Here is a 26,357-nt window from a genome sequence, read left to right on the forward strand (position 1 = left end):
TAGCGCACATAAGGCGGATTTAATTGCCCTCGTCCGCCTTTGCCGCCATGGCTGCCGCTTCGCGCAATTTGTCTTTCTTGCTTTTGCGCGCGCCCTTCACGCCGCCGTTGACCGTATCCGTGACGGTACTCACCGGCGCGGGCAGTTCCGTCGGCTCGAAACCGGCCACCACTTCGCGCACGATGCGCAAATCGTTGCGGTTTTCGATCAGGCGGAAATGCGCTTCCATATCGGCCGTCACAAAACTGATGGCCGTGCCGCTTTCGCCGGCGCGGCCCGTGCGGCCTATGCGGTGCGTGTAGTCGACGGCCGAGCGAGGCAAGTCATAGTTAACGACGGCCGGCAAGCCGGCGATGTCGATGCCGCGCGCGGCCACGTCGGTAGCCACCAGCACCTGCAAGCGCCCCGCCTTGAAGTCGGCCAGCAGCTGGCTGCGCGTGCCCTGGCTGAATTCGCCGTGGAAGGCGCCCACGTGCAGGCCCGCGCGCTGTAGCTTGTCGGCCACGTGTTCGGCCGCGTACTTGGTGGCGACAAACACCAGCACCCTGTCCCATTGCTGCTGCAAGATCAGGTAGCGCAGCAGCTGCGTGCGGCGCGGCACGTCGACCGTGATGGCGCGCTGCACGATGTCGGGCTTATCCTGCGGTTCGGACGCCACCTCGATGCGCACGGGTTCCTTGAGCAGGCTGTCGGCCAGCGCCTGCACGCTGTCGGGGAAAGTGGCCGAGAAAAACAGGTTTTGCCGTTTCGCTGGCAGCAGCGCCAAAATCGCGTTGATTTCCTCGCTGAAACCCATGTCCAGCAAACGGTCGGCCTCGTCGAGCACGCACAGCGACACGCCGCCCAGTTTCACGGCGTTCTGGCGCACCAGGTCCAACAGGCGGCCCGGCGTGGCGACGACGATATCGGCGCCGCCGCGCAAGTCCATCATCTGCGGATTGATCGACACGCCGCCGAACAGCACGGAAATCTTCAATTTGACGGGCAGCGGCTTGGCCAGCGCGTGTACCGTCTGGCCCACCTGCGCCGCCAGCTCGCGCGTGGGCACGAGGATCAACGCGCGCACCTGGCGCGGGCCGGAAGCGGGCGCCATCAGCGCCTGCAACAGTGGCAGCGCGTAGGCGGCCGTCTTGCCGGAACCCGTCTGCGCCGCACCCAACACATCGCCGCCGCGCAGGATGGCGGGAATGGCGGCCGCCTGGATGGCTGTCGGCGCAGCATAGCCGGCCTTGTCAACGGCACGGACCAGGGAGGGAATCAGACCCAGTGAGGAAAATGGCATAGCGGGCCTTCTTGTATAGTCGTAAAGTGAGACCGGCCGCAATGTGCGGCCGGTCGGAATAGCGACAGTATAAGGCAGGCGGCTATTGTTTTGGCATTTGCCGCACCGGCTGGCCTTCTTCATCATAGCCCGGCATACCGCGGCGGATGGCGTGCGAAAAATCCGCATCGCCATTCGCGGCCCGCGCGCGCGCCGTGATGTGGCCGCCTATACGCAACTGCTGGAAGGTCAAGCCGGGCACCAGGCCCTGGACGTCGAACAGATAACGGTCCAGGTAGCCCGAGGCCAGCAGGCGGTAGTCGAACGGCAGGCCCGGCACGATGCGGCGCACCATCTCGAAGACGATGGTGGTGCAGTTGGCCGTCAGGGTATGGTAGAACTGCGGCTTGGCCTTCAGCGTTTGCGCCTCGTCCAGGTAGGCCAGGAACAGCGAGCGCATGGCCGCTTTCGGCATCATCACGCGGTACAAATGCATGTCCTCGCCCCGCGCATTCGTGCGCACGCGCAGGATGTCGCGCTCGTCGGCGGCGATCAGGCTCATCTCGAAATGCTTGAAAAAGCCGCCGATGGCGGAAAAGCTCTCGCCCTTTTCCTTGCGGATCTCGATGGAAAACGTCAAAAAGCGCCCGTCGGCAAAGCCGAACGAGATCAGGGTATGCGCAATGTACGGCCCCGTCCAGTACGACAGCGCCGTGTCAACCGTGCGCAGCTCGTCGAGGTCGTAGCTGCGCTGCTCCCACTGGACCGTGTAATCGTCATCGCTGCGCCAGTCAAAATTGCGCACATTGTCCAGCGTGACGAGATTGCCCGTCACCTTGCCCGTGACATTGCGCGCCACGTCGTCGGCCCACACGCGCTGCTGGTTCGGCGCGATCAGGCTCCACCACACGAGCAGCAGCACGAAACCGGCCGCATACGGCAGCAGCACGCGCACATCGCCGCGCGTCCACCACAGCACCACGCTGGCCACGCCCAGCGCACCCCACAGCAGGGCGCCGATGGCTTGCGCCGCCGTGCCGCCGGAGAGCTGGTACCACAGCGCCAGCGCGCCCCACAGGGCAGTCAACAGGAGAATCAGGGAAACGGCCATTTTGCCGATACTGGCCAGCACGGAGCGGGCACGCAGTGATAAGAAAGTCATGCCTGATTATACGGGCAAGCGCAGGAACAGGTGAGTTCAGGCAAGTACTTCGGCACAGGCCACGACGGCAAAATCATTGCTTGCCTACCAATTTATTTCATGAGAGTATATTGCCAAAATAAAATGTATAGACAAGGCGGCCTGTCACGGCAGCGATGCCTTGGCCATTCCAGGAGATACCTTGCAGCCGCCTTTTCTCTACGCCCTCGCCGGCAGCCTCAATTCCCTCTTCATCGTCGTCAGCCTGGTCGGCCTGTGGTCGCAGTTGCAAAAGATCTGGCGGCGCAAGCACGATGCCAGGATCGGTGCAGGCAAGACGACGGACATCCTGTCGATCAACCAGTTCAGCGTCAGCTTCCTCGCGTATTGCGCATTCTTTGTGTACGGCTATTCGATCACGCCGTTCAACCATTACATCGTCTGGCCGCGCCTGATCGCTGCGCTGATCGCGCTGGGCATCCTGTATGAAATTGACCGCGACCGCCGCAGCCCGACATCGCGCAATGCGCTGCTGGCCTGCGCGCTGCTGCTGTGCGCGGGCGTGGCGGGGCTGGCCTTCGGCCCCACGTTCACGGATGAAAAGCGCGTGCTGTCGCAAAGCCTGATCGTTGCCGTCACGGTCCTGCTGGCGCAGGGCTATGCGCAGCAGATCCGGTTGATCTGGCGCTCGGGCAAGACGGGCGCCGTATCGTTGACAATGAGCCAGTTCATCCTGGCGATGGATATCAGCACCATCTTCTTTGCCTGCGTCATGGGGCTATCGACGGGCTGGCCCCTGCTGCTGCTCGCCTGCGTCAGCGCCACGACCAAGCTGATCATCATGTGGCTGTTCCGCTGGGAGAAGACCAGCCCCGCCGCGCAGATCAAGCGGCAGGCGCTGGCCTGAGGCTAGAATGATGGTCTTGCCACCTTGATTGAAAGGGCCACCATGCAGCTGTCCCCTGCCATCCCCATCCTGCGCAGCTTCTCCGAAGCGAAAGCGCGCGAGTTCTACCTCGATTACCTCGGCTTCAAGCTGGACTGGGAACATCGCTTCGAGCCCACGGCGCCGCTGTACCTGCAGGTAACGCGGGGCGATCTGGTGCTGCACCTGTCCGAGCACTACGGCGACGCCACGCCAGGCGCGGCGCTGCTGATCCCCGTCGATGACATCGCCGCCCTGCACGCCGAGCTGCAGGCCAAGAATTACCCGCATGCGCGCCCCGGCATCCGCGACGAGGAATGGGGCCGCGTCCTGGAAGTGGCGGACCCGTTCGGCAACCGGCTGCGCTTCTGGCAGCGCAGCGAATAACGCTATTGCCCGCTCAGCGCCCGCATCTCGGCGTACAAATTTGCCTTGCCCTCGAAACCGATGCCGACCAGGGACCCAGGCCCGCGGCGATATTCAAGGACATCGGATGCCCGCCGTGCGGCATGCAGCGGCTGCGCGACCAGGCGTGCTGGCGCGGCACCGCTGCATCGTGCACCGGCAAAACGATGACGCCTACGGCACCTGGCGCCTGAGTAAGGGCCGCGCCACCCACACGGTGAAGCTGCGCGGCACGGTGTCCAGCAACGATGGCGACGTGGTACCGGGCTGGGCGCTGGACGGGCACGGCATCCTGCTGCGCTCGCAATGGAACCTGCCCCCCCTACCTCGCCAGCGGCCGCCAGCGCGTGGTGCTGGCCGACTACGCGCTGGCGCCCGCCGACCTGTGCACCTATTACCTGAGCCGCCACCAATTGCCCGCCAAAGCACGCGCTTTTATCAATTTTCTCGGCCAGCAGTTGCCTCCGGAAGCGGCCACGGCGACCGAATCAGGTTAAACTACAATATTGCGATACAGCAATGTTATGAAGGAGTAAGTTTTGCTAGTCATACTCGGATTTCTCGTCGTGCTGTTTTCCGTCTTCGGCGGCTTCGCCATGCAGGGTGGCCACCTGGCGGCCCTGTTCCAGCCGCTGGAATTGCTGATGATCGGCGGCGCCGCGCTGGGCACCTTCTTTGTCGGCAACGACGCCAAGGCCATCCGCGCCACGTTCGCCGCCCTGCCCACCCTGTTCCACAGTTCGCAATACACGAAGGCGCGCTATATGGAACTGATGGGGCTGATGTATGAAATCCTCAGCAAAATTCGCAAGGAAGGCTTGATGTCGGTCGAGGACGATATCGACGACCCGTACCGCAGCCCCATCTTCGTGAAATACCCGTACACGCTCGGCGACGAGCACATCCTGGAATTCATCACCGATTACCTGCGCCTGATGGTGTCGGGCAATATGGATGCCTACCAGATCGAAAACTTGATGGATAACGAGATCGAGACGCACCATGAAGATGCGGAAATGCCGATCCAGACGATTTCGCAGCTGGCCGACGCCATGCCCGCCTTCGGCATCGTGGCCGCCGTGATGGGCGTGGTGCATACCATGGCGTCCGTCGGCTTGCCGCCGGCCGAGCTGGGCGTGCTGATCGCGCAGGCGCTGGTGGGCACCTTCATCGGCATCTTGCTGGCCTACGGCTTCATCGCCCCGCTGGCCAGCTTGCTGCGCCGCAAGCACCATGAAACGGCGAAGATGTACCAGTGCGTGAAAGTGACCTTATTGGCCAGCCTGAACGGCTATGCGCCCGCGCTGGCCGTGGAATTCGGCCGCAAGGTCATTTCCGCCACGGAACGCCCATCGTTCAGCGAACTGGAAAACCACGTACGCCAGGTGCGCACGAAAAACTGATCCAGCCTGTTTCACCGACCTCGGCAACTTGTTCGGTGCTTCAGACTTCTGGCGCCGTCCAGACCAGGTTCCACAGGTGACCATCGATATCCTCGAAACCCTGGTCGTACATGAAGCCATTGTCCTCGGGCGGATGCGGTATGCGGCCACCAGCGGCGACGGCCTTGGCGATCAGGCTGTCCACCTCTTGCCGGCTTTCGCAACTGAGGCAAATGACGACTTCATTGGCTTCCCTGGCATTCGCGACCGGTTTGCCGATCAGGGACTGGAAGAAGGGTTCGGTCGTCAGCATGGCCTCGATGGCGCCGTCGACGATGTTCATGAACGCCGCGTTCTCTCCGCTAAAGCGGGGATTGAAGGCAAAGCCGAGAGCGGAAAAGAAAGCCTTGGATTTGTCCAGGTCCTTCACGGGCAGGTTGAGGATGATCTGTTTGTTCATGGCGCCTCCTTGCTGAAGGTGGAATGGTCAATCGGTGCCTCATCCCTGCGAGGGGTGACGGCACACAAAATCGACACGCTTGCGAAAAAATATTCTCCTCCAGAGTGGCAATAAATGAAAGCGTAAAAAGTGACGGGCAAGAGACAGCGTCTGTCAGCTCAAGTCTGAATGACTACACCTGATACGCCGGTGCGCTTTCGGCCGATTGCTGTCCTTGGCGGCATCCGCCCCGAAGCAGTCGCTGTCACAACGAAAAATGTTGAGCTCTCCGCCGGTCTCTCGTCCAACAATTCCTAAACTGCCTTGCGCGATGACCTTGCAACGTTTCGCGATTACCTCTTAACCAACAGCCCGCGTAGTAGTAATTCCAATGCAGCAACTCCATGTATCAAACGCGTCTTGCCTGCGTCACCGTCTGCGATCCAGAACGCCGCTTCTGCCAGACTGCCGTAAATCAGCGAAGCCAGTGCCCGTGGGCTAGCGTCTGCCACGATACCTTGATGAATCAGCTCCTGGATAATCCCTTGCATCGACTCGACGCAATGGCGCTGCGAGTCCGGTGAGGCACCACCCAGGACCGCCCTGGCATCGCGCAAAACAATGCGCTGAATTTCCGGCTCCAGGGCCATCTCCAGATAGGCACGGCAGCGACTGCGAAAACCTTCCCACAGATCGTCGGCGCGTTCGGAGATGGTTTGCAGGCGGTCATCCATTTCCGCGTCGATCTGTCCTACCACCGCGAGCAGTAAACCCTTCTTGTCGCCAAAGTGGTGATACAGCGCACCACGCGTTAGCCCTGCCTGCGCGGTGAGATCGTCCATTGATGTGTCGGCATAACCGCGCTCGCTGAACACTTTGCGAGCAGTGGCTAGCAACAATGCACGGGTTTCTTCCATTTCGGCACGGGTGCGGCGAACCATTGCTTCCTCCTTACATACGTAGCGTATGATTGTTTACATGCAGAGCGTATGAATATATAATTTATTCATACGTGATGTATGTATTATCACTGCGACGTGTCTCCATTGCAAGCAGGGCATGCCATTGCATAACAGCGACCCGACGCCGCCGGATGCCGGCACAAGCCGTTTATCGAATGATCAAATGAAGGATATGAACCATGAGTACGTTTCCCAACGCTGCAGCAGAAACCGCTGCCCGTCACCCGTGGCTGGCGGTCACCGCTATAGGTATGGCCACCTTCTCGGTAGTGACGACGGAAATGCTCCCGGTCGGTCTGTTGACGCCGATTAGTGATACCCTGGACACCTCCACCGGAACCGCCGGCCTGATGATCTCGCTGCCAGCATTACTGGCAGCCTTGTTCGCTCCGCTGCTGGTGATCGCATCGGGACGCCTGGACAGACGCAAAATTCTATGTGGCTTGCTAAGTCTATTAGTGATCGCGAACATTGCCTCGGCATTGGCACAGAACATGGCGTGGATGCTGGCTGCACGTGTTCTCGTCGGTTTTTGCATGGGTGGAATCTGGGCCATTGCCGGTGGCCTCGCGTCCCGCCTTGTTCCTGCTCCCTCAATCGGCCTGGCAACGTCGATTATCTTCGGTGGAGTAGCGATCGCTTCTGTGCTGGGTGTGCCGCTCGGTGCACAAATCGGCGACCTTGCGGGATGGCGCTGGGCCTTTGGCGTCATGGCGCTGTTTAGCGGCCTGGTACTGGCACTGCATCTGGCCGTCATTCCAGCGCTGCCCGCTGCCAGTTCGGCGACCTTGCGCCAATTCGGCAAGCAGTTGCGCAACCGGCAATTGCAAGCGGGGCTGCTTCTGACCCTGTTGCTGGTGACGAGCCATTTCGTGGCATTTACCTTTGTGCGTCCGTTGTTACTGTCAGTGTCGGGGGTTGATGCGCAATGGCTAGGCGCACTGCTGTTTTTCTATGGTTCCGCAGGCATCATTGGAAACTTCCTGGCTGGTGTCGTTGCGGTGCCGCGCACGGCGCCAACCATCATCGCTATCTCGAGTGGCTTGCTGCTCACGCCGCTATTGTTCCTGGCGGTCGGCGACTCCAACATCGGCGGCGGCGTGGTGTTGCTGGCTTGGGGACTAGCCTACGGTGGTGTATCCGTCGGCCTGATGAGCTTGATGATGAAGGCGGCGCCCCGGGCCGTGGAGATAGTTGCCGCGCTGTATGTGGGTGTCTTCAATGTTGCCATTGCGCTCGGGGCATGGGCTGGTGGACAGGCCGTGGACAGGCTAGGCCTCTCCGCCAACCTCTGGCTCGCCGCAGGATTCGCCGCCGCTGCTTTGCTGCTATCGTTTAGTATCAGCTTTGTTGAACACAGAATGAAGGCTGCCGACAAGCAGCTTAGCGCTGCAACGGACTGACGGAATAAAGTCTGTTATGACCGCTTCTGGCCGGACCCGACCGTTGGGTCCAGCATAGCAGATTGCCAACTTGAAAAGTTGGTGGGGTGGCTCGACAGGCAGCATCCGACCCGAAGCGGACAAAGCTGAAACATGGGGTTCACGTCACGTTCTATCAAACCTTACGCTTTGCATGCGATCTTGCCGCCAACGCGAGATAGCCATCATGGTCGACAAAACAATCGCGAGATAGGTAGCAATGTCGAGGACCAGAGCGCCAACGGACAGATCGTCTTCGACGAACGCAAGTTGTCGCTCGACTGAAACGCCTGTCGCATCAAACAAGTACGCAACCGGGAAACCGCCTTTCAATACCGGCTTGTAGCAGAACTCGGAACCGCTCGGCCCGCACAGGCTCCCATACACGGCCAGTTCAGGACCGATGCACTCGACAAATACCGACAGGAGCGCCAGCGTGATCGCCATGATAAGAGCCAGGCATATCAGAATCAATTTGGTCACGTGAGACATGCATCCCCCATTTGCTGCGCTTCACTTTCGATAGTCCGCTGTTGGCCGGCTGCCGTCGTCAGCAGGTTTCGCCCCGAAGAGGTTATTGAGGTAGCTCAACGATCAAACTCATTTAATGCCGGTATTAGGAAAAAAGCGTAGGTATCCAATGATGTCAGGCCCGTCTCCAGCACTTTTGTCTTTTGGATGGAGTCGGGCTTCGTTTAATGGTACCTCTTCAAAGTCAAACGGACTGATTCCTTCCAGGCAGGCCACATTGATCCCGAATTGATCGGGTTTTGACCGGCGTTGGTGATGTGTGTATATCCCGCATTTTGAGCAGAAATAGTGCTTCGCTTGCATAGTGTGGAACTGATAGAGCGTGAGCAATTCCTCGGCAGAAGTGATCTCGATATCCTGAAGCGCTGCAGAAACCGCGATCGCACCGCGCATGCGGCAATAGGAGCAATTGCAGCGCCTTGCTGTCTTGAGTCCGTCGGTAAGTCGAACTTGAAATCTTACAGCTCCACAATGGCATGAACCTCGTAACTTTCCATCAGTGCGTCCATTTCTCCTTTCAATGACGGCTCCTGGCCTATTGTGTTGAAAAACTCAGGTACGTAGACCTTCAGATAGATATCCTGCCAGCCCAGATTGACCAGTACCGTCGCCAGTGAACGATCACCGGCTGCCTGGAGATCTGAGACCTCCCGAAATTGTTGCCGCTCGACTTTTTCAACACAATAGGCCGTTCGCGGACGGTCAACATGGCTCAGCGCACGAAATCATTGCCTTCATGGCAAACAAGAGGTTTTGCCAGGCGCGCCAAGTCCTCTCACTGCCATTTACGGGGCCGGCACCGTCTCATCCGGGCAGCTGACCTCGTCCTCTGGCGTATATAAAGTCATCGGCACGCGCTGGCCATCGATTTCAAGTTCGCGCACTTTCGGTGGCACCAGCTGGAACTCGCCGGCCTGCAGTTTCTCGCGCAGGGGCTTGCAGCGCAGGGCATCCACGGGGATTTGCCCACGCGCCGACCAGCTGCCGTCTTCCTTCTCCGCCAGCAAGACTGACGAGGCGCGCGGGTCATTGCTGATCAGCAGCACGTCCTGCTTGCCATCGCCATCGAAGTCGAGCAGATACGCATCGCACTGCGGCCCTGCCCGCTTCAAACAGGCGGGCAAGCGCCAGGCCGGGCTCACTTGCGTCCAGTCCTGGCGCAGAAAACTCTCCGGCAACTTCGCCGTGGCAGGGCGCAGGGTCAAGTTGATCGACACGTCGCTCAGCGCGCCCGTCTCGTCGAGGCGATTCTGGCGCTTGAGCATGGCCTCGGCGCGGGCCCGCACGATGGCCGCGTCCGGCCCCGTCGTGCGTTTGCTCAATTCCTGCAAGGCCGCCTGGCCATAGCGGGCGCCCTGGAAGCGCAGGTACTCAAAATCGAACTTGTCCACGCCGACCTTGCCGCTCTCCAGGCGCGCCATCTGGCTGGCCACGGAAATGCGCGCCGGGTCCGCCAGCGGCGAGAACAGCGCGAACAGCACCAGCAGGGTGACAAAGGCGGTGGCCACGTTGACGTTGGCGATCAGGTGCAGCCAGTCGCCATACTTGCTGGCCGCCCAGGCATAGCCGGCGGCGTAGCAGGTGGCAACCAGCAGGCAGGCGGCAGCGATCAGGCGGTCGGCCGTCCAGCCATGCGACATCACGCGCAGGGTCAGCGCATAAATGGCGATGCCCACCACCCACGGCAGCAGCAAGCAAGCCAGGCGCGTGCCCAGGCGGATGCCGCGCGCCACACCATGGCCCACTTCGCCATTCTGGAAGGCGGCATTGATCAGCACCACCAGCACGCCGGCCATGCCCAGCAGCACGGACGCCGCATGGCGCGTGGCCCACAGGCGCTCGAAACCGATGAATGGCAGGGTCAGCAGGAAACCGGAGACCAGCACGGCGGCGATCGGCATCAACCACGACAGCAGCACCAGCAGCAAGGTGCGGATGCCGCGCACGATGGACGGGCGCACGTCCGTGATATGGATGGCGAACGAAAACGCGAAGCAGATGACGGGGATCACGAACCAGGCCTGGCCCAGCAGTTTTTTCAGGAAACTCAGCTTGATCAGCAGGAACAGTTGCCCGCCCAGCCACAGCACCAGCCACAGGCCCAGCACGAACAGCAGGGAAAACAGCAGCTGGATGCCCAGCTTCCAGGCGATTTCAAAATACGTGGGGTAGCGGGCGATGCGCTGGCCGTCCTGGGCGCTGGCCAGCACCAGCGCATGGGCGATATACAAACCCACCACGCAAAAGCCGAACAGCTGGGCGGAAATCACACGCAGCGGCGCACCCGGCTTGTAATTACCCCAGATGACGTGTTCGGCGCCGCGCGCCACGTCATGCCAGGCCAGCACGGCCAGCACGGCGGCGGCACCCGCCATCCACAGGGCGATGCGCTTGAGAGACATGTGGCCCAGGCTGGAGACCAGCAAGATGGGCAGCAGCAAGCTGATCAGCATCAATGGCCCCAGCAGATAGGCTTCCGTGGCGGGCCACACTTTGTCTTGCGCCGTGCTGTACAGCCAGTACAGCAGCAAGCCTTGCAGCAGGCCCGTCACCAGGCGCGTCACCGCGATGCGCGGCGCCACCACCGGATCGAGCAACGCCATGTTTTTTCCTGCGGCATCCTGCTGCATAGTCATCCTCTTAATAGTCGTTCATTGCAGTCATTGCTGTACTGCGAGCACGGCCATTATTGCATTTCGTTATCGTCATCTCAACAACGATTCGTATGGCGCCCCTCGCCGCGCGCCTACACCGCGGCGCAGCGGCAGGCTTTGCGCGAGGCCCCAGGCCAGTTCCGGTACGATGAACAGCCACAGCACGGGCTGGCCCGTCACCAGCAAGGCCCACGCCATCCAGGTGGAAAACAGGTAACGCGCTGCCGCGTCATAGCGGCCGAAGCGCGGCTGCGGGTCGATGATGCGCAGCACCGACCAGACCATCACCACGCTGCCCAGCAAGCTGCTAATCAGCAAATGAAACGGCACGAAGAGGGGCAGCGGCACGCCGCCCAGGCGCACGTTGAGGGTACTCAAGTGCTCGCGCAAGAGCGAGAACGTCCACGGCGTGGCGAATGCGGCCGTCATGAGCACATCATAAATGGCGCTGGCGCGCACCAGGCGGCGAAAGGCGGAAACAGACAACATGGCAACTCCTGTCATTGGAAAGTAGCCATGATCAAGGCTGGAGTACACTCCATGGTCAAGCATTTTATGAAAGAAACCACCATGCAGATCGGCGAGATGGCGCAGGCGACGGGCTTGAGCCGCGATACCCTGCGCTTTTATGAAAAGCGGGGCTTGCTGCGCGCGCGGCGCGGCGCGAATGGCTACCGCGACTACCCGCCCGAGGCGGCCGACTGGCTGCGCTACCTGCGCACGGCGCAACAGTTGGGCTTTACCCTGGCCGAAATCGAGGCCGACATGCCGCTGCTGGCCAGCGCCGGCGATCCCGCCACGGCGCAATTGCTGCGCGCGGCGCTGGTGCGCAAGCTGGGTGACATCGATGCGCGCATCGCCGGATTGACGCAGTTGCGCGGCGAACTGGCGCGGCGGCTGGGGCCGCAGGCGGCGGCCTGTCCCTTGCGCGGGGATGCCGATGCGGCGCGCTGAATGACTGCCGTGGCTGCTGTTGCCGGGTGCGGACAGTACCCAAGACCCTCGAAAAACAAAAAACCGCCTGTGCGATGCAACAGGCGGTTTTGACGTGCGGCTAAGCTGGAATTACTTGGCAGCCTTGCGGCGGCGCAGGAAACCCATCAGGCCCAGGCCGGCCAGCAGCATGGCGTAGGTTTCCGGTTCCGGCACGGCAGCCATCACGGAAACGTTGTCGATCACGGCGCCCGAGTAATTGTCGAACGGCGTGCCAGCCTTGGCTGCGCTGGCAAACGACAGGGTCGCCAAGCCGGTGGTGGCGGCCGTGAAGCTCAGGGTATTGCTGTACAAGGTGTTCGAAGCGGCAGCCGTCGAGTAGAAATCGCCTGCCACGCCGCCGAAATTGACAGCCACGCCCTGGCCTGCCGGGCCGCCGGAATTGCGCGCCATGTCAAAGCTCAGGTTATACGTCTGGCCGGCAACGACACTGAAATTTTGCGACAGAAAACCCGGACCTGGCGTACCCAGCAAATCGATGCTGTAGCCATTGATGGCATTGTAGGCATTGCGGATCAGGTCGACGGAACTGGCGCCCACGGTCCAGCCCGTGATGGCCGACGAACCGCTGTTGACGACTTTAAAACCGCTGTCAAAGGTGTAGCCGGAAGCGACCGTGTCAAAATTGCCATTCGTGATCAGGTTGACGGGGCTGGCGCTGGCGGTGCCTGCAACAAACAGGGCGACAACTGCTGCGATGGTGGCGATTTTCATGAGCTGATTTCCTTGCCTTGTTGATATTAAAGTTACCTTAAGTGAAATCATATCTCAGCCATGATAAAAATCAAAGAACTTTGCAAAAATATATTTAATGTGAGCAATTTACAACATCTCCACCTACCCCATCCCGGAGAGGGGATAACTCAATCGAGTTGCTGGCGCGCCACCAGGATGCCGTCCGCATCGGCGTAGATCCAGTCACCCGGATGCACGGCCACGCCGCTGAGCTGCACGCGCTCGTCGCGCTGGCCGGCGCCCGTCTTGTTGCTCTTGCGCGGATGCGTGGCCAGGGCGCGCACGCCGATCTGGCAGACATTGATTTCCTCGCTGTCGCGAATGCAACCATCGACGACGATGCCGGCCCATCCGTTGCTTTCAGCCAGCACACCCAACTGGCCACCGACCAGCGCGCGGCGCAGGCTGCCGCCGCCATCGATCACCAACACACGGCCCTGGCCCGGCATTTCCAGGGTGCTGCGCACGAGGGCATTGTCCTCGAACACTTGCAAGGTGGTGGCGGGGCCGCTGAAACGCACGCGCTGGCCGAAGGCGCGGTACACGGGCGGCAGTACGGCCAGGGTGCCATCGTCGAGCATGGCTGCATAGTCGTCGCACAGGTCGGTGGTGGCAAAGGTCATGGGGATTCCTTTCGTGGCAGATGGCAACGATTCTATGCCTTTTGCAGCGCCGCGGCACGTGTTTTCCCGCCCACGCCCACGGCCGTGGCAATCGCCAGTGCCTGGAAAACGCCGATGAAGACGAACAGCAAAGCCGGATGGTCGCCATCCATCAGCGCGCCAAAGAACAGGGGTCCCACGGCCAGGCCGCTGTCGAGACCCGAATACACGACGCCATACACGCGCCCCGTGGCATGCTTGGGCGCTGCCGCGCGTATCATCAGGTCGCGCGACGGCCCCGCCACGCCGGACGTCAGGCCGATGGCGCCCATCAGCACCACTGCGCCCCAGGCCGGCACGACAGCCATGGCCAGCAGCATGGCCAGCAGGGCGGCGGCGGAAAAGGCGATCGCCACGTTCCGGTCCGGCTGCTTGCTGCGCGCGCCCACCACGCCGCCTGCCAGCATGCCCACGGCCGAGGCCAGCATGTAGGCCGTGTAGGCGCTGGTGGCCAGCGCCAGGCTCATGCCGTACAGCTTGACCAGGGCCACGCTGGCAAAGCTCTGGATGCCGCCCAGGGCGATGGCGGTGATGAAGAAGAAGGCAAAGCACATCCACACGGCCGGCAGGCGCAGGAAGTCCAGGGCGCCTTCGCCGCTGGCGATCTGGCCCGGCGCGGCCTGCTTGACAGGCTCGGGACGGATGGCGTGGCGGTTCAGGAACAGGATCAGCAGCACGCCAAACGGCAGCACGGCCGCGCATTGCAGCGCGACCCGCCAGTCATACTGGGTGGCAACATACGTCATGAACAGGGGCGCCAGGGCCCAGCCGATATTACCGCTGATGCCATGCACGGAAAAGCCGTAGGCCACGCGGGCCGCCGAGACACGCTGGTTGAGTATCGTGTAGTCGGCCGGATGGAACACGCTGTTGCCCATGCCGGCCAGCATGGCGCCCAGCATCAGCGCCGCATAGCTGTGGGCGGTAGACAGGGCCAGCGCCGACACGCCCAGCAAGAATATGCCGGAAAACAACACGGCGCGGGCGCCGAAGCGGTCGACGACAAAGCCCGCCAGCGCCTGCCCCACACCCGAGATGATGAAAAACACCGTCATCAGCAGGCCCAGCTCCGCATACGACAGATCGAAGGCGGGCTTCAGCCAGACAAACAGGGCCGCGAGGATCAGATGGTAGAAGTGCGACACGCCATGCGCCAGTCCCACCAGGGCGATGACGCGCGCATCGCTGCGCAAAGTTGGCAGCGACTGCGGTGGCAAGTGCCTTGCCGAGTTAGTTGTTATCATGTCATACCCTGTCTTATACTGGTGAAGCTCAAGTGTATGCAAAATACCATCGTCTGTTTTCCGACAGAACGACATAATTTATCGAATTAAGGCCAAGCTGATGGGTGTACCTATCCTCCACCATACCCGCATGTGTCCGCCGCGAGAGGCGCCCAGCGCGACTATCCCCGTGACGATGATTGCGCGCGACCTGCAGCCCGATGAGTTTTTATTACCGCACAGCCATCCCTGGGGCCAGGTCACCATGGCGCTCGAAGGCGTGCTGCGCATCACCGCCAACAACAGCAGCTGGGTGCTGCCACCCATGCGCGCCATCTGGATCGCGCCCAACGTGGAGCATGCCGTCACGATACTGGAAAAAACCCGTTTGCGCCCCCTGTGCATCCATGCCGCGCGCGCGCCGTTTGCGGGACATGACTGCAAGGTGCTGGAAGTGTCGAGCCTGCTGCGCCAGCTGATCATGGCGCTGGAACAACTGGACCCGGGCCAGGAACCGGCGCGCGAGGCATTGCTGGCCGAACTGATACTCGATGAATTGAAACGCTCGGCCACGCGCCCCATCCGCGTCCCCTTGCCTGGCGACAAGCGTCTGAAAGCGCTGTGCGACAGCCTGATCGAGAAACCGGGCGGTAATCAGACCCTGGAACACTGGGCGCAGCTGGTCGGCGCCTCGGAGCGTACCCTGGCGCGGCTGTTCGAACAGGAGTTGGGCATGAGTTTTGGCCAGTGGCGCCAGCAGGTGCGCCTGGCGCACGCGGCGCCCCTGATCGCGCGCGGCGTGCCGCTGTCGCAGGTGGCCGAAGAACTGGGCTACGCCAGCCAGTCGGCCTTTTCCGCCATGTTCAAGAAGACTTTCGGCAGTTCGCCATCGGCTTTCTTTGCACAGGGCGAGCGCCCTTAAGCCATGAAGTCGAAGAGCGAATTCTTGCCCGTATAACCCGGCAAGGCCGAGTTCGACCCCATCTGTTCCTGGGCGGAATAAGCTTTCACCAGCGCCTGCGCCTGCGCCGTCAGTGCCTTGGCCAGCACGGCTTTCTTGTTGGTCAGCGTAGTGATGTCCTTGCCCACCGATTGCACTTCCTTGCGGATGATGCTCGTTTCGCCCGTCAGTTCACCGATCTTGCTGGAGAACTGATCCGCCACGCCCTTGCCGTTATTCGTAAACAGCTTGCTGACGGCGTCCGGATCGGCCGCGATGGCCGCCTTGAGCTTTTTATCGTCAAGCACCAGCTCGCCGCTCTTGCCCAGGGTGACGCCGGCGCTGCCCAGTATGGAAGCGGGCACGCCCGTGCTGGCCGTGCGCAGCACTTGTTCCATCTGCGAGCGCACCTGGCCCAGGGCTGTGTCGGACTTCAAATCGCCCTGCTGCAGGCTTTGCAGCTTGCTGTTGAGCTCATTGTAGGCCGTGACGAAGCTGGCCACGTTGCTGGCGATCTGGCTGCTGTCCTTGGCGATGACGAGGTCGGTCGTGCCTTTTTTCTTCAATTCGATGGTGGCGCCCTCGACGGCCGTCGTCAAGGTATTCGTGGTGCTCTTGATGTCCTTGCCGTCGACGGTGAGCAGCGCATCCTGTGCGGCGGCCGTTTGCTGCAGGCCCTTGCCGGAACCGGGCGCATAGCTCAGCAGGTTGCTGACGGCCGCGTCGCCGGACACGCTGATGCGCATGCTGCTGTCGGCGCCGCTCTTGCCGTTCAGGGCCAGCGAATAGCCATCAGGCCCCTTGACCACGCTGGCGTCGATGCCCTGCTGCTTCAGCGCGGCGGCAATGCCGTCGAGGCTATTGTTGCTGCTGTCGATGGTCAGCGAAATGATCTTGCCGCTGCCGGGCGTAAATTGCTTGCCGTCAGTCGCGCCCACTTCGATCTTGACCAGCGCCGGCGCCCCCGTGCCAATCGCCGTGCTCGAGGATTTCTGCGCTGCGCTGAGCAAGGTCTGCCCTTGCGCCAGCTGCTTGACGTTCAATTCATGGCTGCCGCTGACAGCCTTGTCGGTGGTGGTGGCGCTCAGGACATCCTTGGTGCTGGACGTGGCCGCTGTAGCCAGGCCACTGCCGGCCATGTTCTTGGCCACGGTCTGGAATTTCGCCAGCGCCGATTGCAACTGGCCCAGGCCCGAGAATTTGGCCTGGTCGCGCGCCAGGTTGGCATTGAGCTTGACGACACCCGTGTTCTGCGACTGCATCTGGCGCTCCACCTTCGCATACACATCGGCCGAGATATTGCCCTGCGTGGTTTGCTGCGTGTTGTTGGTGTAAGCCCTGCTATTGATGGTCGAATTAAACATGGTCGGCATTCCCGTCGGGTGTAAGGTCATGGCACACGGTTCAGGTCATGACCGCGCTGCGCTGGAAATGGACGGCAGGCGCGCATGGCGCGGCAAGGTCCCTCTTCTGGTTGATAATTATGCAGTATTACCGGAATATCAAAACAGCGAACAGAACAAGTTTTTCCTGACTGCAAACCCATATGCACCATTCTAGCGCATGCCCCTCGCCGGGCTTGCCTCAGCGCATGAATTTCGAGATGGCACTGCTGACAGCCATGTCCAGCTGCAGGAAAGTGAGTCCCACCTTGAAACCTGCACTGCTGAAAATGCAGTGCGAGACGGACACGCGCGCCTCGATGATGTGCGCCGAGCCATCGTAAAACAACTCGAACAGGACCTTGCCCTGCTTGCCTGTCGGCACCGGCTCGGCGATGACGGCCGCCATGCCGCCCGGCCCCACATCGAGGGTACGCGCGGCCACGGGACCCGCGCCATCCATTACCAACATTGCTTTGGCACGCAAAATCTTGCGTGCGCCCTGCCTTTGCTCAACTGACACTGTATTCCGCTTCTCTATCTATGCATTGTCGATGCGGATTCACGCGGTGAATCCATCGGACAAATATTATAGTTCCAAACGGAATTTTTGTTTGACTTGTCTCAAGCTTGGCATTTAAGCCATACCAACTTTTACTCCAAGTCGCGCAACTTGTTAAACGCCTCGTCGATGCGCTCGACACCGATGACCTTGAGGCCTTCGATCGCTTGCTTGGGCAGGTTGGACTTGGGCACCACGGCCAGGGTAAAGCCCAGTTTGGCCGCTTCGCGCAAGCGCTCCTGGCCCCTTGGCGCGGGACGGATCTCGCCAGCCAGCCCCACTTCGCCAAACACCACGAGTCCCCGAGGCAAGGGTTTGTTGCGCATCGATGAGTTAATCGCCAGCAACACGGCCAGATCGGCCGCCGGCTCCGTGATCTTCACGCCGCCGACGGCATTGATGAACACGTCCTGGTCGAACGCGGCGATGCCAGCGTGGCGGTGCGCCACGGCCAGCAGCATGGCCAGACGGTTCTGTTCCAGGCCGACGGACAGCCGGCGCGCATTCGGCAAGTGGCTGGTATCGACCAAAGCCTGGATTTCCACCAGCAGCGGACGCGTGCCTTCCTGCGTCACCATCACGCATGAGCCGGGCACTTGATTGTCGTGCTGCGACAGGAATAATGCGGACGGATTCGACACACCCTTCAAGCCCTTTTCCGTCATGGCAAACACGCCCAGTTCATTGACGGCGCCGAAACGGTTCTTGATGGCGCGCACCAGGCGGAAGCTGGAATGGGCATCGCCCTCGAAATACAGCACCGTGTCGACGATGTGTTCGAGCACGCGGGGGCCGGCCAGCGCGCCCTCTTTGGTCACGTGGCCCACCAAAATAATGGTCACGCCCGTCTGCTTGGCCGCCCGCGTCAGCTGCGCCGCGCATTCGCGCACTTGCGCTACGGAACCGGGCGCCGAGCTGAGCGCGTCCGAATACACAGTCTGGATGGAGTCGATGACCACCACTTCCGGTTTCAGGTCGTTCAAGGTAGACAAGATCTTTTCCAGCTGGATCTCCGCCTGCAATTTCAGTTCCTTGGCATCGATCACCAGGCGCTTGGCGCGCAGGGCGATTTGCGCGCCCGATTCCTCGCCACTCACATACAGCACGCGCTTGTGGTGCGACATATTGGCCAGCGCCTGCAGCAGCAGGGTCGACTTGCCGATGCCGGGATCGCCGCCGATCAGCACCACGCCGCCGGCCACCATGCCGCCGCCCAGCACGCGGTCGAATTCCTCGATGCCCGTGCCGAAGCGGGGCACGTCGATGGCGTCGATATCGTCGAGCGACAGCACGGGCGCCGTCTGTGCCAGCGACATGTGCTGCGGGTTCGAATAGCGGTTGTTGCCGCCCGTCTCGGGCAGGGTTTCCACCATGGTGTTCCACTGGTTGCACGAGGTGCATTGCCCCATCCATTTATTACTGATGGCGCCGCAATCGCTGCAGGTGTAGATGGTCTTGACTTTTGCCATGGTGTACTGTGCCCGGGTAAGGTGAAACTGCTGTTTGTATGTACAGTGAATTCACAGTATATACAAACGGCGGGCCGGCGTCACTGTGGCGCGTCGAACACGGGCACGCGCGGCGCCAGTGCGCACATCAGCTCGTAGCCGATGGTGCCCGCGGCCAGGGCCACCTCGTCGATCGGCATGCCCTGGCCCCACAAGGTCACGCTGCTGCCGACCCGTGCGCCCGGCACATGCGTCAAGTCCACCATCAGCATGTCCATCGAGACCCTGCCGATGAGGCCCGTGCGCACGCCGTCGACCAGCATGGGCGTGCCTTCGGGCGCTTGGCGCGGATAGCCATCCGCATAGCCGCAAGCCACCACGCCTACCTTGATATTGCCGGCCGCTGCGTAGCGGCTGCCATAGCCCACGACTTCACCGGCGGCGATATCCTGGATACCGATGATGCTGCTGCGCAAGGTCATGCTGGGCAGCAAGCCGAACGCTTGCGCGGAGGTGCCGCCGGGAGCGCCGCTGGGCGTGCCGCCGTACAGCATGATGCCGGGGCGTACCCAGTCGCTGTCGAGCTGGTGCAGCAGCAGGCCGGCCGAATTGCACAGGCTGCGCGGCAAGCGCGTGCCGATGCTGGCCGCGCCGGCTTCGAAGCGCAGCATCTGCTGGGCCAAAGGCAAGCGCGTGGGCCCCGCCTCGTCCGCATTCGCGAAATGCGTCATCAGGGTGATGATGCCGATGTGCGGCATGGCGCGCAAGCGCGCATACGCGGCGGCCACGGCTTGCGGCGTAAAGCCCAGGCGGTTCATGCCCGTATTCATTTTTAGGTGTACGTCGATGGCGTGCGGCAGGCGCGCCGCTGCCAGCATGGCAATCTGTTCTTCGCAATGCACGCTGCCATTCAAGCCATATTGCGCCATGACAAGTAAATCGCTGGCGTCAAAAAAACCTTCCAGCAGCAAGATGGGCTTGGTCCAGCCCAGTTCGCGCAAGCGCACGGCGTAGTCGACCTCGACCAACGCCAGGCCGTCGGCTTCGGCAAAGCCCCGCATGGCCCGTTCCAGGCCATGGCCATAGGCATTTGCCTTGACGACGGCCCATACCTTCGCGCCGCGGGCGCCGGCACGCGCGCGCGCCAGATTCTGTTGCATGGCATCGAGATGGATGGTGGCGATGAGGGGCCTGGGCATATGCGTTGTTCACGGCGGGTGGGAATGCCGTATTTTACCGGATGGGCACGATGCGGGGCAGCAAGCCTGCAAAGCGGACGGGTGCGGTCGTCGCGCTAGTCGCCCACGACAGCATGTATAAAATGCTCACATGTGATGTATTTTTCTACGGCAGAAAAATTAAGTTTTACTTAGAGCTGCGGCTTAGCCAAGACTATGCAAAGCGACCCTGCCCAAACTTGGGGTTTGCCGTTTTTTCGTGGTATAAAGCAAGCCAGATATGATTTCAGGCATTCCAGAATGAATCGTGGTTTTTATACCATCATGGCAGCGCAGTTCTTTTCCTCGCTGGCAGATAACGCCCTCTTTTTTGTCGCCGTCGATCTATTGGTGTCCATGAAATCCCCGGCTTGGATCACGCCGCTGCTCAAATTGTCGTTCGTGCTGTTTTACGTACTGTTGGCCGCTTTTGTCGGCGCCTTCGCGGACGCATTGCCGAAAGGCAAGGTCATGTTTATCGCCAACATGGTCAAGATCTTCGGCTGCGCCCTCGTCTTCTTCCATGTACACCCCTTGCTGGCCTACGCCGTCGTGGGTTTTGGCGCGGCCGTGTATTCACCCGCCAAGTACGGCATCTTGACGGAACTGCTGCCGCCGGAAAAACTCGTGGCGGCAAATGGATGGATCGAAGGCTTGACTGTCACCTCCATCATCCTGGGCACCGTCATGGGCGGCGCACTCGTCAGTGGCCACGTGTCCGACATGCTGCTATCCATCGACATCCCCCTGATCGACACGGGCATCGCCAACAAAACGGAAGCGGCCTTGTGCGTGGTAGTCGGCATTTATGTGCTGGCAACCTTGGCCAACCTGAAGATTCCCGACACGGGCTGCGTGTATCCGCACCAGGAACGCAATCCTATCAAACTGATTTCCGATTTTGCCAATTGCTATTCCATCCTGTGGAAAGACAAGCTGGGCCAGATCACCCTGGCCGTAACGACCCTGTTCTGGGGAGCTGGCGCCACCTTGCAACTGATCGTGCTGGAATGGGCCAAGCAGTCGTTGAACATGCCGTTTGACAAAGCGACCAGCCTGGTGGGCGTGGTTGCCATCGGCGTGGCCGCCGGCGCCGTGCTGTCGGCACGCTTCATTCCGCTGCGCAAGTCGCTGACCGTCATTCCGCTGGGCATCGCCATGGGCGTGATCGTCATGATGATGACACAAGTTCACTCCGTGTGGATCGCCTACCCGCTGCTGATACTGATCGGCGCCCTGTCCGGCTTTTTCGTCGTGCCCATGAATGCCCTGCTGCAACATCGCGGCCACGTCCTGATGAGCGCGGGCCATTCCATCGCCGTGCAGAACTTCAATGAAAACCTGTCGATTCTCACCATGCTGGCCGTGTATTCCATCATGATCCGTTTGCACCTGCCGCTCAATATCATCATCACCCTGTTCGGTCTGTTCGTCGCCGGCACCATGTACATGATCATGCGCAGGCACAAGCTGAACCAGGCCGAACACGACAATCTGTCCCTGATCGGCGAGCAAAAGCATTAACGGTGGTGCCGGATTACGCAGGTAGCGTGCCGGCCAGCCGCCGCGCGGCGGCCTGCTCCGTCCAGTCATGGGGCACGACAAAACCGCGCGTGCGTTCCACTTCCCAGCCGTCGATATGGTCCACCGCAGCCACCATTACCGGTTGCGCCAGATCAAACAACTGCGCGCGCAAGGCATCGAGGTCCAGCACTTCCACCTCGCGGCCCTTGAACGGCGCCAGCCATTGCAAGCGCGGCAGCACGACATAGCGCTGCTGCGGCAATTGCGTTGGCGTGCACCAGAATCCGCATGCATGCTCTTGGGAAATACCGTCCATGGCGGGCAGCGCGCCTGCCGCATAAAACAGCCAGCCCTTGACCAGCGCCTGCGCCGCGCGCACGGGGTGCACCAGCAGGCTTTGCGCGGCCGGATGGCGAGACAAAGCCAGTTGCTTGTCGAGAATCTTGCGCATCTTCAATCCCAAGGTGTCGGCCAGATTCGGGCCGATCAAGTGGTTGAACACGCCGGGATCGGGCGCCCCTTCGAGCAGATAAAACTTGGTGGCAAACTCCCAGTGCAGCAAATATTCCCCCTCCGACCCATCACGCAACAGGAAATCGAACTCGCCCACCGTGTCGTTGCGGTTGACTTGCACTTGCAAGCCATGCGCAGCCAGCATGCCGTGCTGCTCAAAATAAAAGGCCAGCAGCTTTTCAGCGTACAGGCCCAGGCGGGAATAAAATTTCAGCCCCAACGCCGCATCGAGCGGCGATGGATCCTCTTGCAGCGCCTCCAACCACCCCGCCACGGCAGGCGTGACGGGCGTGAGGCTGGCGATGCGCCCACCCCAGTGGGCGCTGGCCGGGTCGAGCAAATCGGGCGAATCGAGCAGCCAGGCCAGCGCACGCACGCGGGGGTGCGTCAAATGTCCCCAGCGGCGCTCGAAGCTGGCCTGGAAAGTTTCAATCACCGTGCGCGCTTTTCGCCAGGCACAGGTCGGCCCAGGCGCGCGCCTTGGCCTTGCCCGTCTCGTCCTGCAGCAGTTGCTCCGGGTGGAAAGTGGCGACAAGCGAGGCATTGCCCAGCTTACGCACTGTGCCGCGCACGGGTTTTTCACCGGGATGGATGCCGGCTGCGGCCATCGAACCCAGGGTGACGATGGTGCGCGGCTGCAGCAGGGCCAGTTCGCGCTCGAAGTACGGACGGCAGGCGGCGGACTCTAATTCGGCGGGCAAGCGTTCCTGGCCCGCCTCGTCGAGCGGGCGGCATTTCAGCAAATGCGTGATGTACACGTCGCTGCTCGCGTCGAGGTCGATGGCTTTGAGCATATTGTCGAGCAATTTGCCCTGCTCGCCCGGCAAGGCGCGCCCTTCGCGCTCTTCCAGGCGCGATGGGCTGCTGGCCAGCATCAGCCAAGCGCCCTGGCGGTCGCCACGGCCCATGACGATACCCTTGCGCGTCTTGCACAAGTCGCAGCGCGCACACTTGGCCACGGCGGCCGTCAAGCCATCCCAATCGAGGGTGGCGATATCGGCATCGCTCAGCTGCTTTGCCGGTGGCGCTGGGGGCGCGTCGTCGAACCAGGCCGTGTCGTCAGGCGCGGCAGCGGCAGGCGTAGCGGCAACGGCTACGGGCGCCTCGGCAACCACCTCGGCAACCACCGCAGCGACCATGTGGACCACTGCTTCAGCGGCTTCGGCCACGGGTTCCGCCGCAGGCTCCGCCACGGCGACGTTCACCTCCACGACAGCCTCGACGACGTCAACGGCCTCGGGCACAGCCCGCTGGCGCAAACGCCACAGGGGACCGACGCCCATTTCATCGAGGAAAACGGCGCTGCGGCTCATAGGGTATAACGCATCACGATGGCGTCCTCACGTTGCGAGTTGCTGGCCGGATAGTATCCCTTGCGCCGGCCGATCTGTTCAAATCCATAGCGCTGGTAAATATCGAGCGCGCGCACATTCGACGGGCGCACTTCCAGCAGCATCGATTCCATGCCCAGCTGGCGCGCGCAGGCGCAGGACTGGTTCAGCAGGAAACGGCCCAGGCCCTGGCCCTGGATGGCGCCCTCGACGGCCACATTGAGCAAGTGCGCTTCATCGACGACCAGCATCAGCAGAAAATAGCCGAGCAGGGTGCCGTCCACATCGCGCAGCACCCAGGCCGGGTAGCCGCTCTTGAGCGAATCGACAAAGTTGCCATGCGTCCAGGGATGCGGATACACGCGCTGCTCCAGCGCCAGCACTTCGGCCAAGTCCAACTCCCGCATCGGCTGATAATCAAGGCGCAACAAGTCCCAGTCTGCCACGCTGTCCTTGCACTTATCCGTACCTTTGCCGGCATGCATCACTGTGCCGACTCCGCAGCGGCCTTGGCCTGTTGCATCTCGTGCCGCTCCGCGCTCGTGTAAGCGATCTTGTTACGCAAATACAAAGGCTGCGCCTCGGCCGCCGTCACAAACTGGCCGGCGGCAAAGGCGATGCGCGCCAATTGCGCCACCTGCACGGCGTGCGGCATGATGGCGACGTCGGCCGTGGCGGCGCACGGCAGCGCGGCTACGGCCTCGGCATAGGCCGTAAAGCCATTGCCACAGCCAACCACGTCGCCTTGCGGCGCCACGCCGGCCGGCGCGCTCAAGGCCGGTGGCAACACGGCTTGCAAGCCATCCTGGTAATCGTATTGCGCCCAGTACACTTCGCCCATACGGGCGTCGAGCACGGTCACGATGCGCTGCGCGCCATGCTGCTGATGGCATGCCAGCGCCATCGCGTCGAGGGTGACGACGGGCACGACGGGCAAATTGGCGCCGTAGGCCAAGCCTTGCGCGATGCCGCAAGCCGTGCGCACGCCTGTAAACGAGCCGGGACCGGAGCCGTAGGCGATGGCGTCCACGTCGGCCAAGGTCACGCCCGCTTCGGCCAGCAATTCCTGCACCATCGGCAAGATAGACTGGGAATGGGTACGCACGCCGGACGACGAACGGGACAGGACGACATCGCCGCGCAACAAGGCGCAGGAGGCGAGTTCGGACGAGGTTTCAATAGCAAGCAGGGTGGGAAGTAAGATAGACATGACGTATTTTACCTTGCCGCGCCATGGCGCGGCACTCCCCGCTGCGGCATGCCTGGACCAGCCGGGCAGCGATCAAGCCGATGCGGCTTGCACAGCGGGCCCGCGAGGACGGCTATAATGAAAGACGCAGCTTATTATTTGACCGGCATCAAGTCTGCCGCGCCAAGCAATTATTCAGTAAATCAGTAAATAATTAGCCACATCGTCTTTCCACTCTTGCCCTGGTCCGTTCCGTGAATCCACTTCTTGCTAAACTGCAACCATATCCATTTGAAAAGCTGCGCCAGCTGTTTGCCGGCGTGACGGTCAATCCCGAGTATGCGCCCATCAGCCTGGGCATGGGCGAACCCAAGCATCCGACGCCAGCGTTCATCGAGCGGGCATTGGTCGACAATATCCACGGCCTGGCCAGCTATCCGACCACCATCGGTTCGGAAGCCTTGCGCAGCGCCATCGCCGGCTGGCTGGAGCGCCGCTACGCCATCCCCAAGCTCAATCCTGCCACGCAAATCCTGCCCGTGAACGGTTCGCGCGAAGCGCTGTTTGCGCTGGCGCAAACGGTGATCGATCCATCGGCCGGTTCGCTGGTGATCAGCCCGAACCCGTTTTACCAGATCTATGAAGGCGCGGCCTACCTGGCCGGCGCCGAACCGTATTTCGTCAATTCCGACCCGGCGCGCAATTTCGGCTGCGACTACGACAGCGTGCCCGCCTCCGTGTGGGAAAAGGTCAAGCTGCTGTTCCTGTGTTCGCCAGGCAACCCGACGGGCGCCGTGCTGACCTTGACCGACTGGGAACACCTGTTCGCGCTGTCCGAGCGCTACGATTTCGTCATCGCCGCCGACGAGTGTTATTCCGAGATTTACCACGGCAACACGCCCCCGCTGGGCGCGCTGCAAGCGGCGCACATGCTGGGTCTGTCCACCATCGAACGCCCGTATGCGCGTCTGGTGGTGTTTTCCAGCCTGTCGAAGCGCTCGAATGTGCCGGGCATGCGCTCGGGCTTCGTCGCCGGCGACGCGGAAGTACTGAAAAAATTCCTGCTCTACCGAACCTACCACGGCGGTGCCATGAGCCCTGCCGTGCAGGCGGCCTCCGTCGCGGCCTGGAACGACGAAACCCATGTCGAGGAAAATCGCACCAAGTACCGCGCCAAGTTCGACGCCATCACGCCGCTGCTGCAATCGGTGATGGACGTGCAATTGCCGGACGCCGGCTTCTACCTGTGGGCCGACGTCAGCCGCACGGGCCTGTCCGACACGCAATTCGCGCAACGCCTGTACGCCGAATATAATGTGACGGTATTGCCTGGCAGTTACCTGGCGCGCGACGCACACGGCATCAATCCGGGCCGCAACCGCATCCGCATGGCGCTGGTGGCCGAAACGGCCGAAGGGCTGGAAGCGGCGTTGCGCATAGTAAAATTCTGCCAGCAGCTTTCCGCATCCGCAACTCCGCATTAACTCCCCATTAACTCCGCATTAACCCCTACATAA

The 26,357-nt window shown here is 61.6% G+C and carries 29 protein-coding genes and 1 pseudogene; 10 read left to right on the top strand and 20 right to left on the bottom strand.

Features of this window, described 5'->3' with window-relative positions:
• Nucleotides 1-19: 19 nt before the first annotated feature.
• Together ACQ4W7_RS09670 and ACQ4W7_RS09675 are read right to left on the bottom strand one after the other, a co-directional pair.
• A complete protein-coding gene (locus ACQ4W7_RS09670) occupies nt 20-1,282 on the bottom strand; it encodes a DEAD/DEAH box helicase (protein WP_436530071.1) in 1,263 nt (420 codons plus the stop codon).
• Nucleotides 1,283-1,364: 82 nt separating this feature from the next.
• Nucleotides 1,365-2,423: an Lnb N-terminal periplasmic domain-containing protein gene (locus tag ACQ4W7_RS09675; protein WP_436530073.1), complete on the bottom strand. Its 1,059-nt coding sequence runs from the start codon at nt 2,421-2,423 to the stop codon at nt 1,365-1,367.
• 181 nt (nt 2,424-2,604) lie between these two features.
• Here ACQ4W7_RS09675 and ACQ4W7_RS09680 point away from each other — a divergent pair, with 181 nt between their 5' ends.
• Together ACQ4W7_RS09680 and ACQ4W7_RS09685 are read left to right on the top strand one after the other, a co-directional pair.
• Nucleotides 2,605-3,309: a hypothetical protein gene (locus ACQ4W7_RS09680; RefSeq protein ID WP_426070521.1), complete on the top strand. Its 705-nt coding sequence runs from the start codon at nt 2,605-2,607 to the stop codon at nt 3,307-3,309.
• A gap of 42 nt (nt 3,310-3,351) precedes the next feature.
• Entirely contained in the window at nt 3,352-3,714 is a 363-nt protein-coding gene (locus ACQ4W7_RS09685; protein WP_426070522.1) for a glyoxalase superfamily protein, read from the top strand.
• Between the two features lie 2 nt (nt 3,715-3,716).
• Here the strand turns inward: ACQ4W7_RS09685 and ACQ4W7_RS09690 are convergent.
• Nucleotides 3,717-3,868, bottom strand: a pseudogene (locus ACQ4W7_RS09690) (mandelate racemase); the annotation flags it as partial.
• A gap of 112 nt (nt 3,869-3,980) precedes the next feature.
• Between ACQ4W7_RS09690 and ACQ4W7_RS09695 the strand changes: the two are divergent.
• On the top strand, nt 3,981-4,229 hold the full coding sequence (locus ACQ4W7_RS09695; RefSeq protein WP_436530076.1) for a type 2 periplasmic-binding domain-containing protein: 249 nt from the start codon (nt 3,981-3,983) through the stop codon (nt 4,227-4,229).
• A gap of 42 nt (nt 4,230-4,271) precedes the next feature.
• Nucleotides 4,272-5,135, top strand: coding sequence for a flagellar motor stator protein MotA (gene motA / locus ACQ4W7_RS09700; protein ID WP_426070523.1), 864 nt, complete (start codon nt 4,272-4,274; stop codon nt 5,133-5,135).
• Between the two features lie 40 nt (nt 5,136-5,175).
• On the opposite strand, the gene ACQ4W7_RS09705 is transcribed toward motA, so the two are convergent.
• Together ACQ4W7_RS09705 and ACQ4W7_RS09710 are read right to left on the bottom strand one after the other, a co-directional pair.
• Nucleotides 5,176-5,574: a VOC family protein gene (locus ACQ4W7_RS09705; protein ID WP_436530078.1), complete on the bottom strand. Its 399-nt coding sequence runs from the start codon at nt 5,572-5,574 to the stop codon at nt 5,176-5,178.
• 332 nt (nt 5,575-5,906) lie between these two features.
• Nucleotides 5,907-6,494, bottom strand: coding sequence for a TetR/AcrR family transcriptional regulator (locus ACQ4W7_RS09710; protein WP_436530080.1), 588 nt, complete (start codon nt 6,492-6,494; stop codon nt 5,907-5,909).
• Nucleotides 6,495-6,694: 200 nt separating this feature from the next.
• On the opposite strand from ACQ4W7_RS09710, the gene ACQ4W7_RS09715 reads away from it, so the two are divergent.
• Nucleotides 6,695-7,918 (top strand): MFS transporter, encoded by a 1,224-nt coding sequence (locus ACQ4W7_RS09715; RefSeq protein ID WP_436530082.1) that lies wholly within the window; start codon nt 6,695-6,697, stop codon nt 7,916-7,918.
• 144 nt (nt 7,919-8,062) lie between these two features.
• On the opposite strand, the gene ACQ4W7_RS09720 is transcribed toward ACQ4W7_RS09715, so the two are convergent.
• The 4 genes from ACQ4W7_RS09720 to ACQ4W7_RS09735 all read right to left on the bottom strand — a co-directional run bounded on the left by ACQ4W7_RS09720 (nt 8,063) and on the right by ACQ4W7_RS09735 (nt 11,610).
• Nucleotides 8,063-8,383, bottom strand: coding sequence for a hypothetical protein (locus tag ACQ4W7_RS09720; protein ID WP_436530084.1), 321 nt, complete (start codon nt 8,381-8,383; stop codon nt 8,063-8,065).
• A gap of 153 nt (nt 8,384-8,536) precedes the next feature.
• Nucleotides 8,537-8,989, bottom strand: coding sequence for a GFA family protein (locus ACQ4W7_RS09725; protein ID WP_436530300.1), 453 nt, complete (start codon nt 8,987-8,989; stop codon nt 8,537-8,539).
• A gap of 263 nt (nt 8,990-9,252) precedes the next feature.
• The gene (locus ACQ4W7_RS09730) at nt 9,253-11,070 is read right to left on the bottom strand and encodes a DUF4153 domain-containing protein (protein ID WP_436530086.1); all 1,818 of its coding nucleotides are present in this window, start codon (nt 11,068-11,070) and stop codon (nt 9,253-9,255) included.
• A 102-nt stretch (nt 11,071-11,172) separates the two neighbouring features.
• Nucleotides 11,173-11,610: a hypothetical protein gene (locus ACQ4W7_RS09735; RefSeq protein ID WP_436530088.1), complete on the bottom strand. Its 438-nt coding sequence runs from the start codon at nt 11,608-11,610 to the stop codon at nt 11,173-11,175.
• 81 nt (nt 11,611-11,691) lie between these two features.
• Between ACQ4W7_RS09735 and ACQ4W7_RS09740 the strand changes: the two genes are divergently transcribed.
• Nucleotides 11,692-12,075 carry a MerR family transcriptional regulator gene (locus ACQ4W7_RS09740; protein WP_436530302.1) on the top strand — a complete coding sequence of 128 codons (384 nt, stop codon included), beginning with the start codon at nt 11,692-11,694 and terminating at the stop codon, nt 12,073-12,075.
• Between the two features lie 111 nt (nt 12,076-12,186).
• On the opposite strand, the gene ACQ4W7_RS09745 is transcribed toward ACQ4W7_RS09740, so the two are convergent.
• The 3 genes from ACQ4W7_RS09745 to ACQ4W7_RS09755 all read right to left on the bottom strand — a co-directional run bounded on the left by ACQ4W7_RS09745 (nt 12,187) and on the right by ACQ4W7_RS09755 (nt 14,755).
• On the bottom strand, nt 12,187-12,828 hold the full coding sequence (locus ACQ4W7_RS09745; RefSeq protein ID WP_436530090.1) for a choice-of-anchor C family protein: 642 nt from the start codon (nt 12,826-12,828) through the stop codon (nt 12,187-12,189).
• Nucleotides 12,829-12,977: 149 nt separating this feature from the next.
• Entirely contained in the window at nt 12,978-13,472 is a 495-nt protein-coding gene (rraA, locus tag ACQ4W7_RS09750) for a ribonuclease E activity regulator RraA (RefSeq protein WP_426070532.1), read from the bottom strand.
• 32 nt (nt 13,473-13,504) lie between these two features.
• Complete coding sequence (locus ACQ4W7_RS09755; protein ID WP_436530092.1) at nt 13,505-14,755, bottom strand: MFS transporter; 1,251 nt, start codon at nt 14,753-14,755, stop codon at nt 13,505-13,507.
• A 100-nt stretch (nt 14,756-14,855) separates the two neighbouring features.
• Here ACQ4W7_RS09755 and ACQ4W7_RS09760 point away from each other — a divergent pair, with 100 nt between their 5' ends.
• Nucleotides 14,856-15,656 carry an AraC family transcriptional regulator gene (locus tag ACQ4W7_RS09760; RefSeq protein WP_436530094.1) on the top strand — a complete coding sequence of 267 codons (801 nt, stop codon included), beginning with the start codon at nt 14,856-14,858 and terminating at the stop codon, nt 15,654-15,656.
• On the opposite strand, the gene fliD is transcribed toward ACQ4W7_RS09760, so the two are convergent.
• Entirely contained in the window at nt 15,653-17,038 is a 1,386-nt protein-coding gene (gene fliD, locus ACQ4W7_RS09765) for a flagellar filament capping protein FliD (protein WP_436530096.1), read from the bottom strand. The genes ACQ4W7_RS09760 and fliD overlap by 4 nt on opposite strands.
• On the opposite strand from fliD, the gene ACQ4W7_RS09770 reads away from it, so the two are divergent.
• Entirely contained in the window at nt 17,037-17,234 is a 198-nt protein-coding gene (locus ACQ4W7_RS09770; RefSeq protein ID WP_426070536.1) for a hypothetical protein, read from the top strand. The two genes, fliD and ACQ4W7_RS09770, sit on opposite strands and share 2 nt — an antisense overlap.
• 24 nt (nt 17,235-17,258) lie before the next feature.
• Here the strand turns inward: ACQ4W7_RS09770 and ACQ4W7_RS09775 are convergent, their stop codons facing one another.
• The 3 genes from ACQ4W7_RS09775 to alr all read right to left on the bottom strand — a co-directional run bounded on the left by ACQ4W7_RS09775 (nt 17,259) and on the right by alr (nt 20,265).
• The gene (locus ACQ4W7_RS09775; protein ID WP_322428311.1) at nt 17,259-17,579 is read right to left on the bottom strand and encodes a PilZ domain-containing protein; all 321 of its coding nucleotides are present in this window, start codon (nt 17,577-17,579) and stop codon (nt 17,259-17,261) included.
• A gap of 131 nt (nt 17,580-17,710) precedes the next feature.
• Nucleotides 17,711-19,087 carry a DNA repair protein RadA gene (radA, locus tag ACQ4W7_RS09780; protein ID WP_101482026.1) on the bottom strand — a complete coding sequence of 459 codons (1,377 nt, stop codon included), beginning with the start codon at nt 19,085-19,087 and terminating at the stop codon, nt 17,711-17,713.
• An 80-nt stretch (nt 19,088-19,167) separates the two neighbouring features.
• Nucleotides 19,168-20,265: an alanine racemase gene (alr, locus tag ACQ4W7_RS09785; protein ID WP_436530099.1), complete on the bottom strand. Its 1,098-nt coding sequence runs from the start codon at nt 20,263-20,265 to the stop codon at nt 19,168-19,170.
• A gap of 279 nt (nt 20,266-20,544) precedes the next feature.
• On the opposite strand from alr, the gene lplT reads away from it, so the two are divergent.
• The gene (lplT, locus tag ACQ4W7_RS09790; RefSeq protein ID WP_426070539.1) at nt 20,545-21,807 is read left to right on the top strand and encodes a lysophospholipid transporter LplT; all 1,263 of its coding nucleotides are present in this window, start codon (nt 20,545-20,547) and stop codon (nt 21,805-21,807) included.
• Nucleotides 21,808-21,820: 13 nt separating this feature from the next.
• Here lplT and ACQ4W7_RS09795 read toward each other — a convergent pair whose 3' ends face one another.
• The 4 genes from ACQ4W7_RS09795 to tsaB are packed head-to-tail and all read right to left on the bottom strand — an operon-like array spanning nt 21,821 to nt 24,861.
• Nucleotides 21,821-22,756 (bottom strand): DUF1853 family protein, encoded by a 936-nt coding sequence (locus tag ACQ4W7_RS09795; protein ID WP_436530101.1) that lies wholly within the window; start codon nt 22,754-22,756, stop codon nt 21,821-21,823.
• Complete coding sequence (locus ACQ4W7_RS09800; RefSeq protein ID WP_436530103.1) at nt 22,749-23,633, bottom strand: uracil-DNA glycosylase; 885 nt, start codon at nt 23,631-23,633, stop codon at nt 22,749-22,751. The genes ACQ4W7_RS09795 and ACQ4W7_RS09800 overlap by 8 nt, the downstream gene beginning before the upstream one ends.
• Nucleotides 23,630-24,136 (bottom strand): ribosomal protein S18-alanine N-acetyltransferase, encoded by a 507-nt coding sequence (gene rimI, locus ACQ4W7_RS09805; protein ID WP_426070542.1) that lies wholly within the window; start codon nt 24,134-24,136, stop codon nt 23,630-23,632. Before rimI ends, ACQ4W7_RS09800 begins: the two co-directional genes overlap by 4 nt.
• Nucleotides 24,136-24,861, bottom strand: coding sequence for a tRNA (adenosine(37)-N6)-threonylcarbamoyltransferase complex dimerization subunit type 1 TsaB (gene tsaB / locus ACQ4W7_RS09810; RefSeq protein WP_436530106.1), 726 nt, complete (start codon nt 24,859-24,861; stop codon nt 24,136-24,138). The genes rimI and tsaB overlap by 1 nt, the downstream gene beginning before the upstream one ends.
• A 233-nt stretch (nt 24,862-25,094) precedes the next feature.
• Here tsaB and dapC point away from each other — a divergent pair, with 233 nt between their 5' ends.
• Nucleotides 25,095-26,324, top strand: coding sequence for a succinyldiaminopimelate transaminase (gene dapC, locus ACQ4W7_RS09815; RefSeq protein ID WP_436530108.1), 1,230 nt, complete (start codon nt 25,095-25,097; stop codon nt 26,322-26,324).
• Nucleotides 26,325-26,357 lie beyond the last annotated feature (33 nt).

This window comes from Janthinobacterium algoris, assembly GCF_051380935.1.
Taxonomy (GTDB): Bacteria; Pseudomonadota; Gammaproteobacteria; order Burkholderiales; family Burkholderiaceae_D; genus Janthinobacterium.

Bases quoted from the DNA above. Each gene is read 5' to 3' on its own strand.
- ACQ4W7_RS09695 (WP_436530076.1), top strand. From the start codon at position 3,981: ATGGCGACGTGGTACCGGGCTGGGCGCTGGACGGGCACGGCATCCTGC.
- ACQ4W7_RS09760 (WP_436530094.1), top strand. From the start codon at position 14,856: ATGGGTGTACCTATCCTCCACCATACCCGCATGTGTCCGCCGCGAGAG.
- ACQ4W7_RS09710 (WP_436530080.1), bottom strand. From the start codon at position 6,494: ATGGTTCGCCGCACCCGTGCCGAAATGGAAGAAACCCGTGCATTGTTG.
- ACQ4W7_RS09740 (WP_436530302.1), top strand. From the start codon at position 11,692: ATGCAGATCGGCGAGATGGCGCAGGCGACGGGCTTGAGCCGCGATACC.
- ACQ4W7_RS09770 (WP_426070536.1), top strand. From the start codon at position 17,037: ATGGTCGGCATTCCCGTCGGGTGTAAGGTCATGGCACACGGTTCAGGT.
- ACQ4W7_RS09730 (WP_436530086.1), bottom strand. From the start codon at position 11,070: ATGGCGTTGCTCGATCCGGTGGTGGCGCCGCGCATCGCGGTGACGCGC.
- radA (WP_101482026.1), bottom strand. From the start codon at position 19,087: ATGGCAAAAGTCAAGACCATCTACACCTGCAGCGATTGCGGCGCCATC.
- ACQ4W7_RS09705 (WP_436530078.1), bottom strand. From the start codon at position 5,574: ATGAACAAACAGATCATCCTCAACCTGCCCGTGAAGGACCTGGACAAA.
- fliD (WP_436530096.1), bottom strand. From the start codon at position 17,038: ATGTTTAATTCGACCATCAATAGCAGGGCTTACACCAACAACACGCAG.
- ACQ4W7_RS09715 (WP_436530082.1), top strand. From the start codon at position 6,695: ATGAGTACGTTTCCCAACGCTGCAGCAGAAACCGCTGCCCGTCACCCG.
- ACQ4W7_RS09720 (WP_436530084.1), bottom strand. From the start codon at position 8,383: ATGGCGATCACGCTGGCGCTCCTGTCGGTATTTGTCGAGTGCATCGGT.
- rraA (WP_426070532.1), bottom strand. From the start codon at position 13,472: ATGACCTTTGCCACCACCGACCTGTGCGACGACTATGCAGCCATGCTC.
- ACQ4W7_RS09735 (WP_436530088.1), bottom strand. From the start codon at position 11,610: ATGTTGTCTGTTTCCGCCTTTCGCCGCCTGGTGCGCGCCAGCGCCATT.
- ACQ4W7_RS09800 (WP_436530103.1), bottom strand. From the start codon at position 23,633: ATGAGCCGCAGCGCCGTTTTCCTCGATGAAATGGGCGTCGGTCCCCTG.
- ACQ4W7_RS09755 (WP_436530092.1), bottom strand. From the start codon at position 14,755: ATGATAACAACTAACTCGGCAAGGCACTTGCCACCGCAGTCGCTGCCA.
- rimI (WP_426070542.1), bottom strand. From the start codon at position 24,136: ATGCATGCCGGCAAAGGTACGGATAAGTGCAAGGACAGCGTGGCAGAC.
- lplT (WP_426070539.1), top strand. From the start codon at position 20,545: ATGAATCGTGGTTTTTATACCATCATGGCAGCGCAGTTCTTTTCCTCG.
- tsaB (WP_436530106.1), bottom strand. From the start codon at position 24,861: ATGTCTATCTTACTTCCCACCCTGCTTGCTATTGAAACCTCGTCCGAA.
- ACQ4W7_RS09675 (WP_436530073.1), bottom strand. From the start codon at position 2,423: ATGACTTTCTTATCACTGCGTGCCCGCTCCGTGCTGGCCAGTATCGGC.
- ACQ4W7_RS09685 (WP_426070522.1), top strand. From the start codon at position 3,352: ATGCAGCTGTCCCCTGCCATCCCCATCCTGCGCAGCTTCTCCGAAGCG.
- ACQ4W7_RS09745 (WP_436530090.1), bottom strand. From the start codon at position 12,828: ATGAAAATCGCCACCATCGCAGCAGTTGTCGCCCTGTTTGTTGCAGGC.
- ACQ4W7_RS09670 (WP_436530071.1), bottom strand. From the start codon at position 1,282: ATGCCATTTTCCTCACTGGGTCTGATTCCCTCCCTGGTCCGTGCCGTT.
- alr (WP_436530099.1), bottom strand. From the start codon at position 20,265: ATGCCCAGGCCCCTCATCGCCACCATCCATCTCGATGCCATGCAACAG.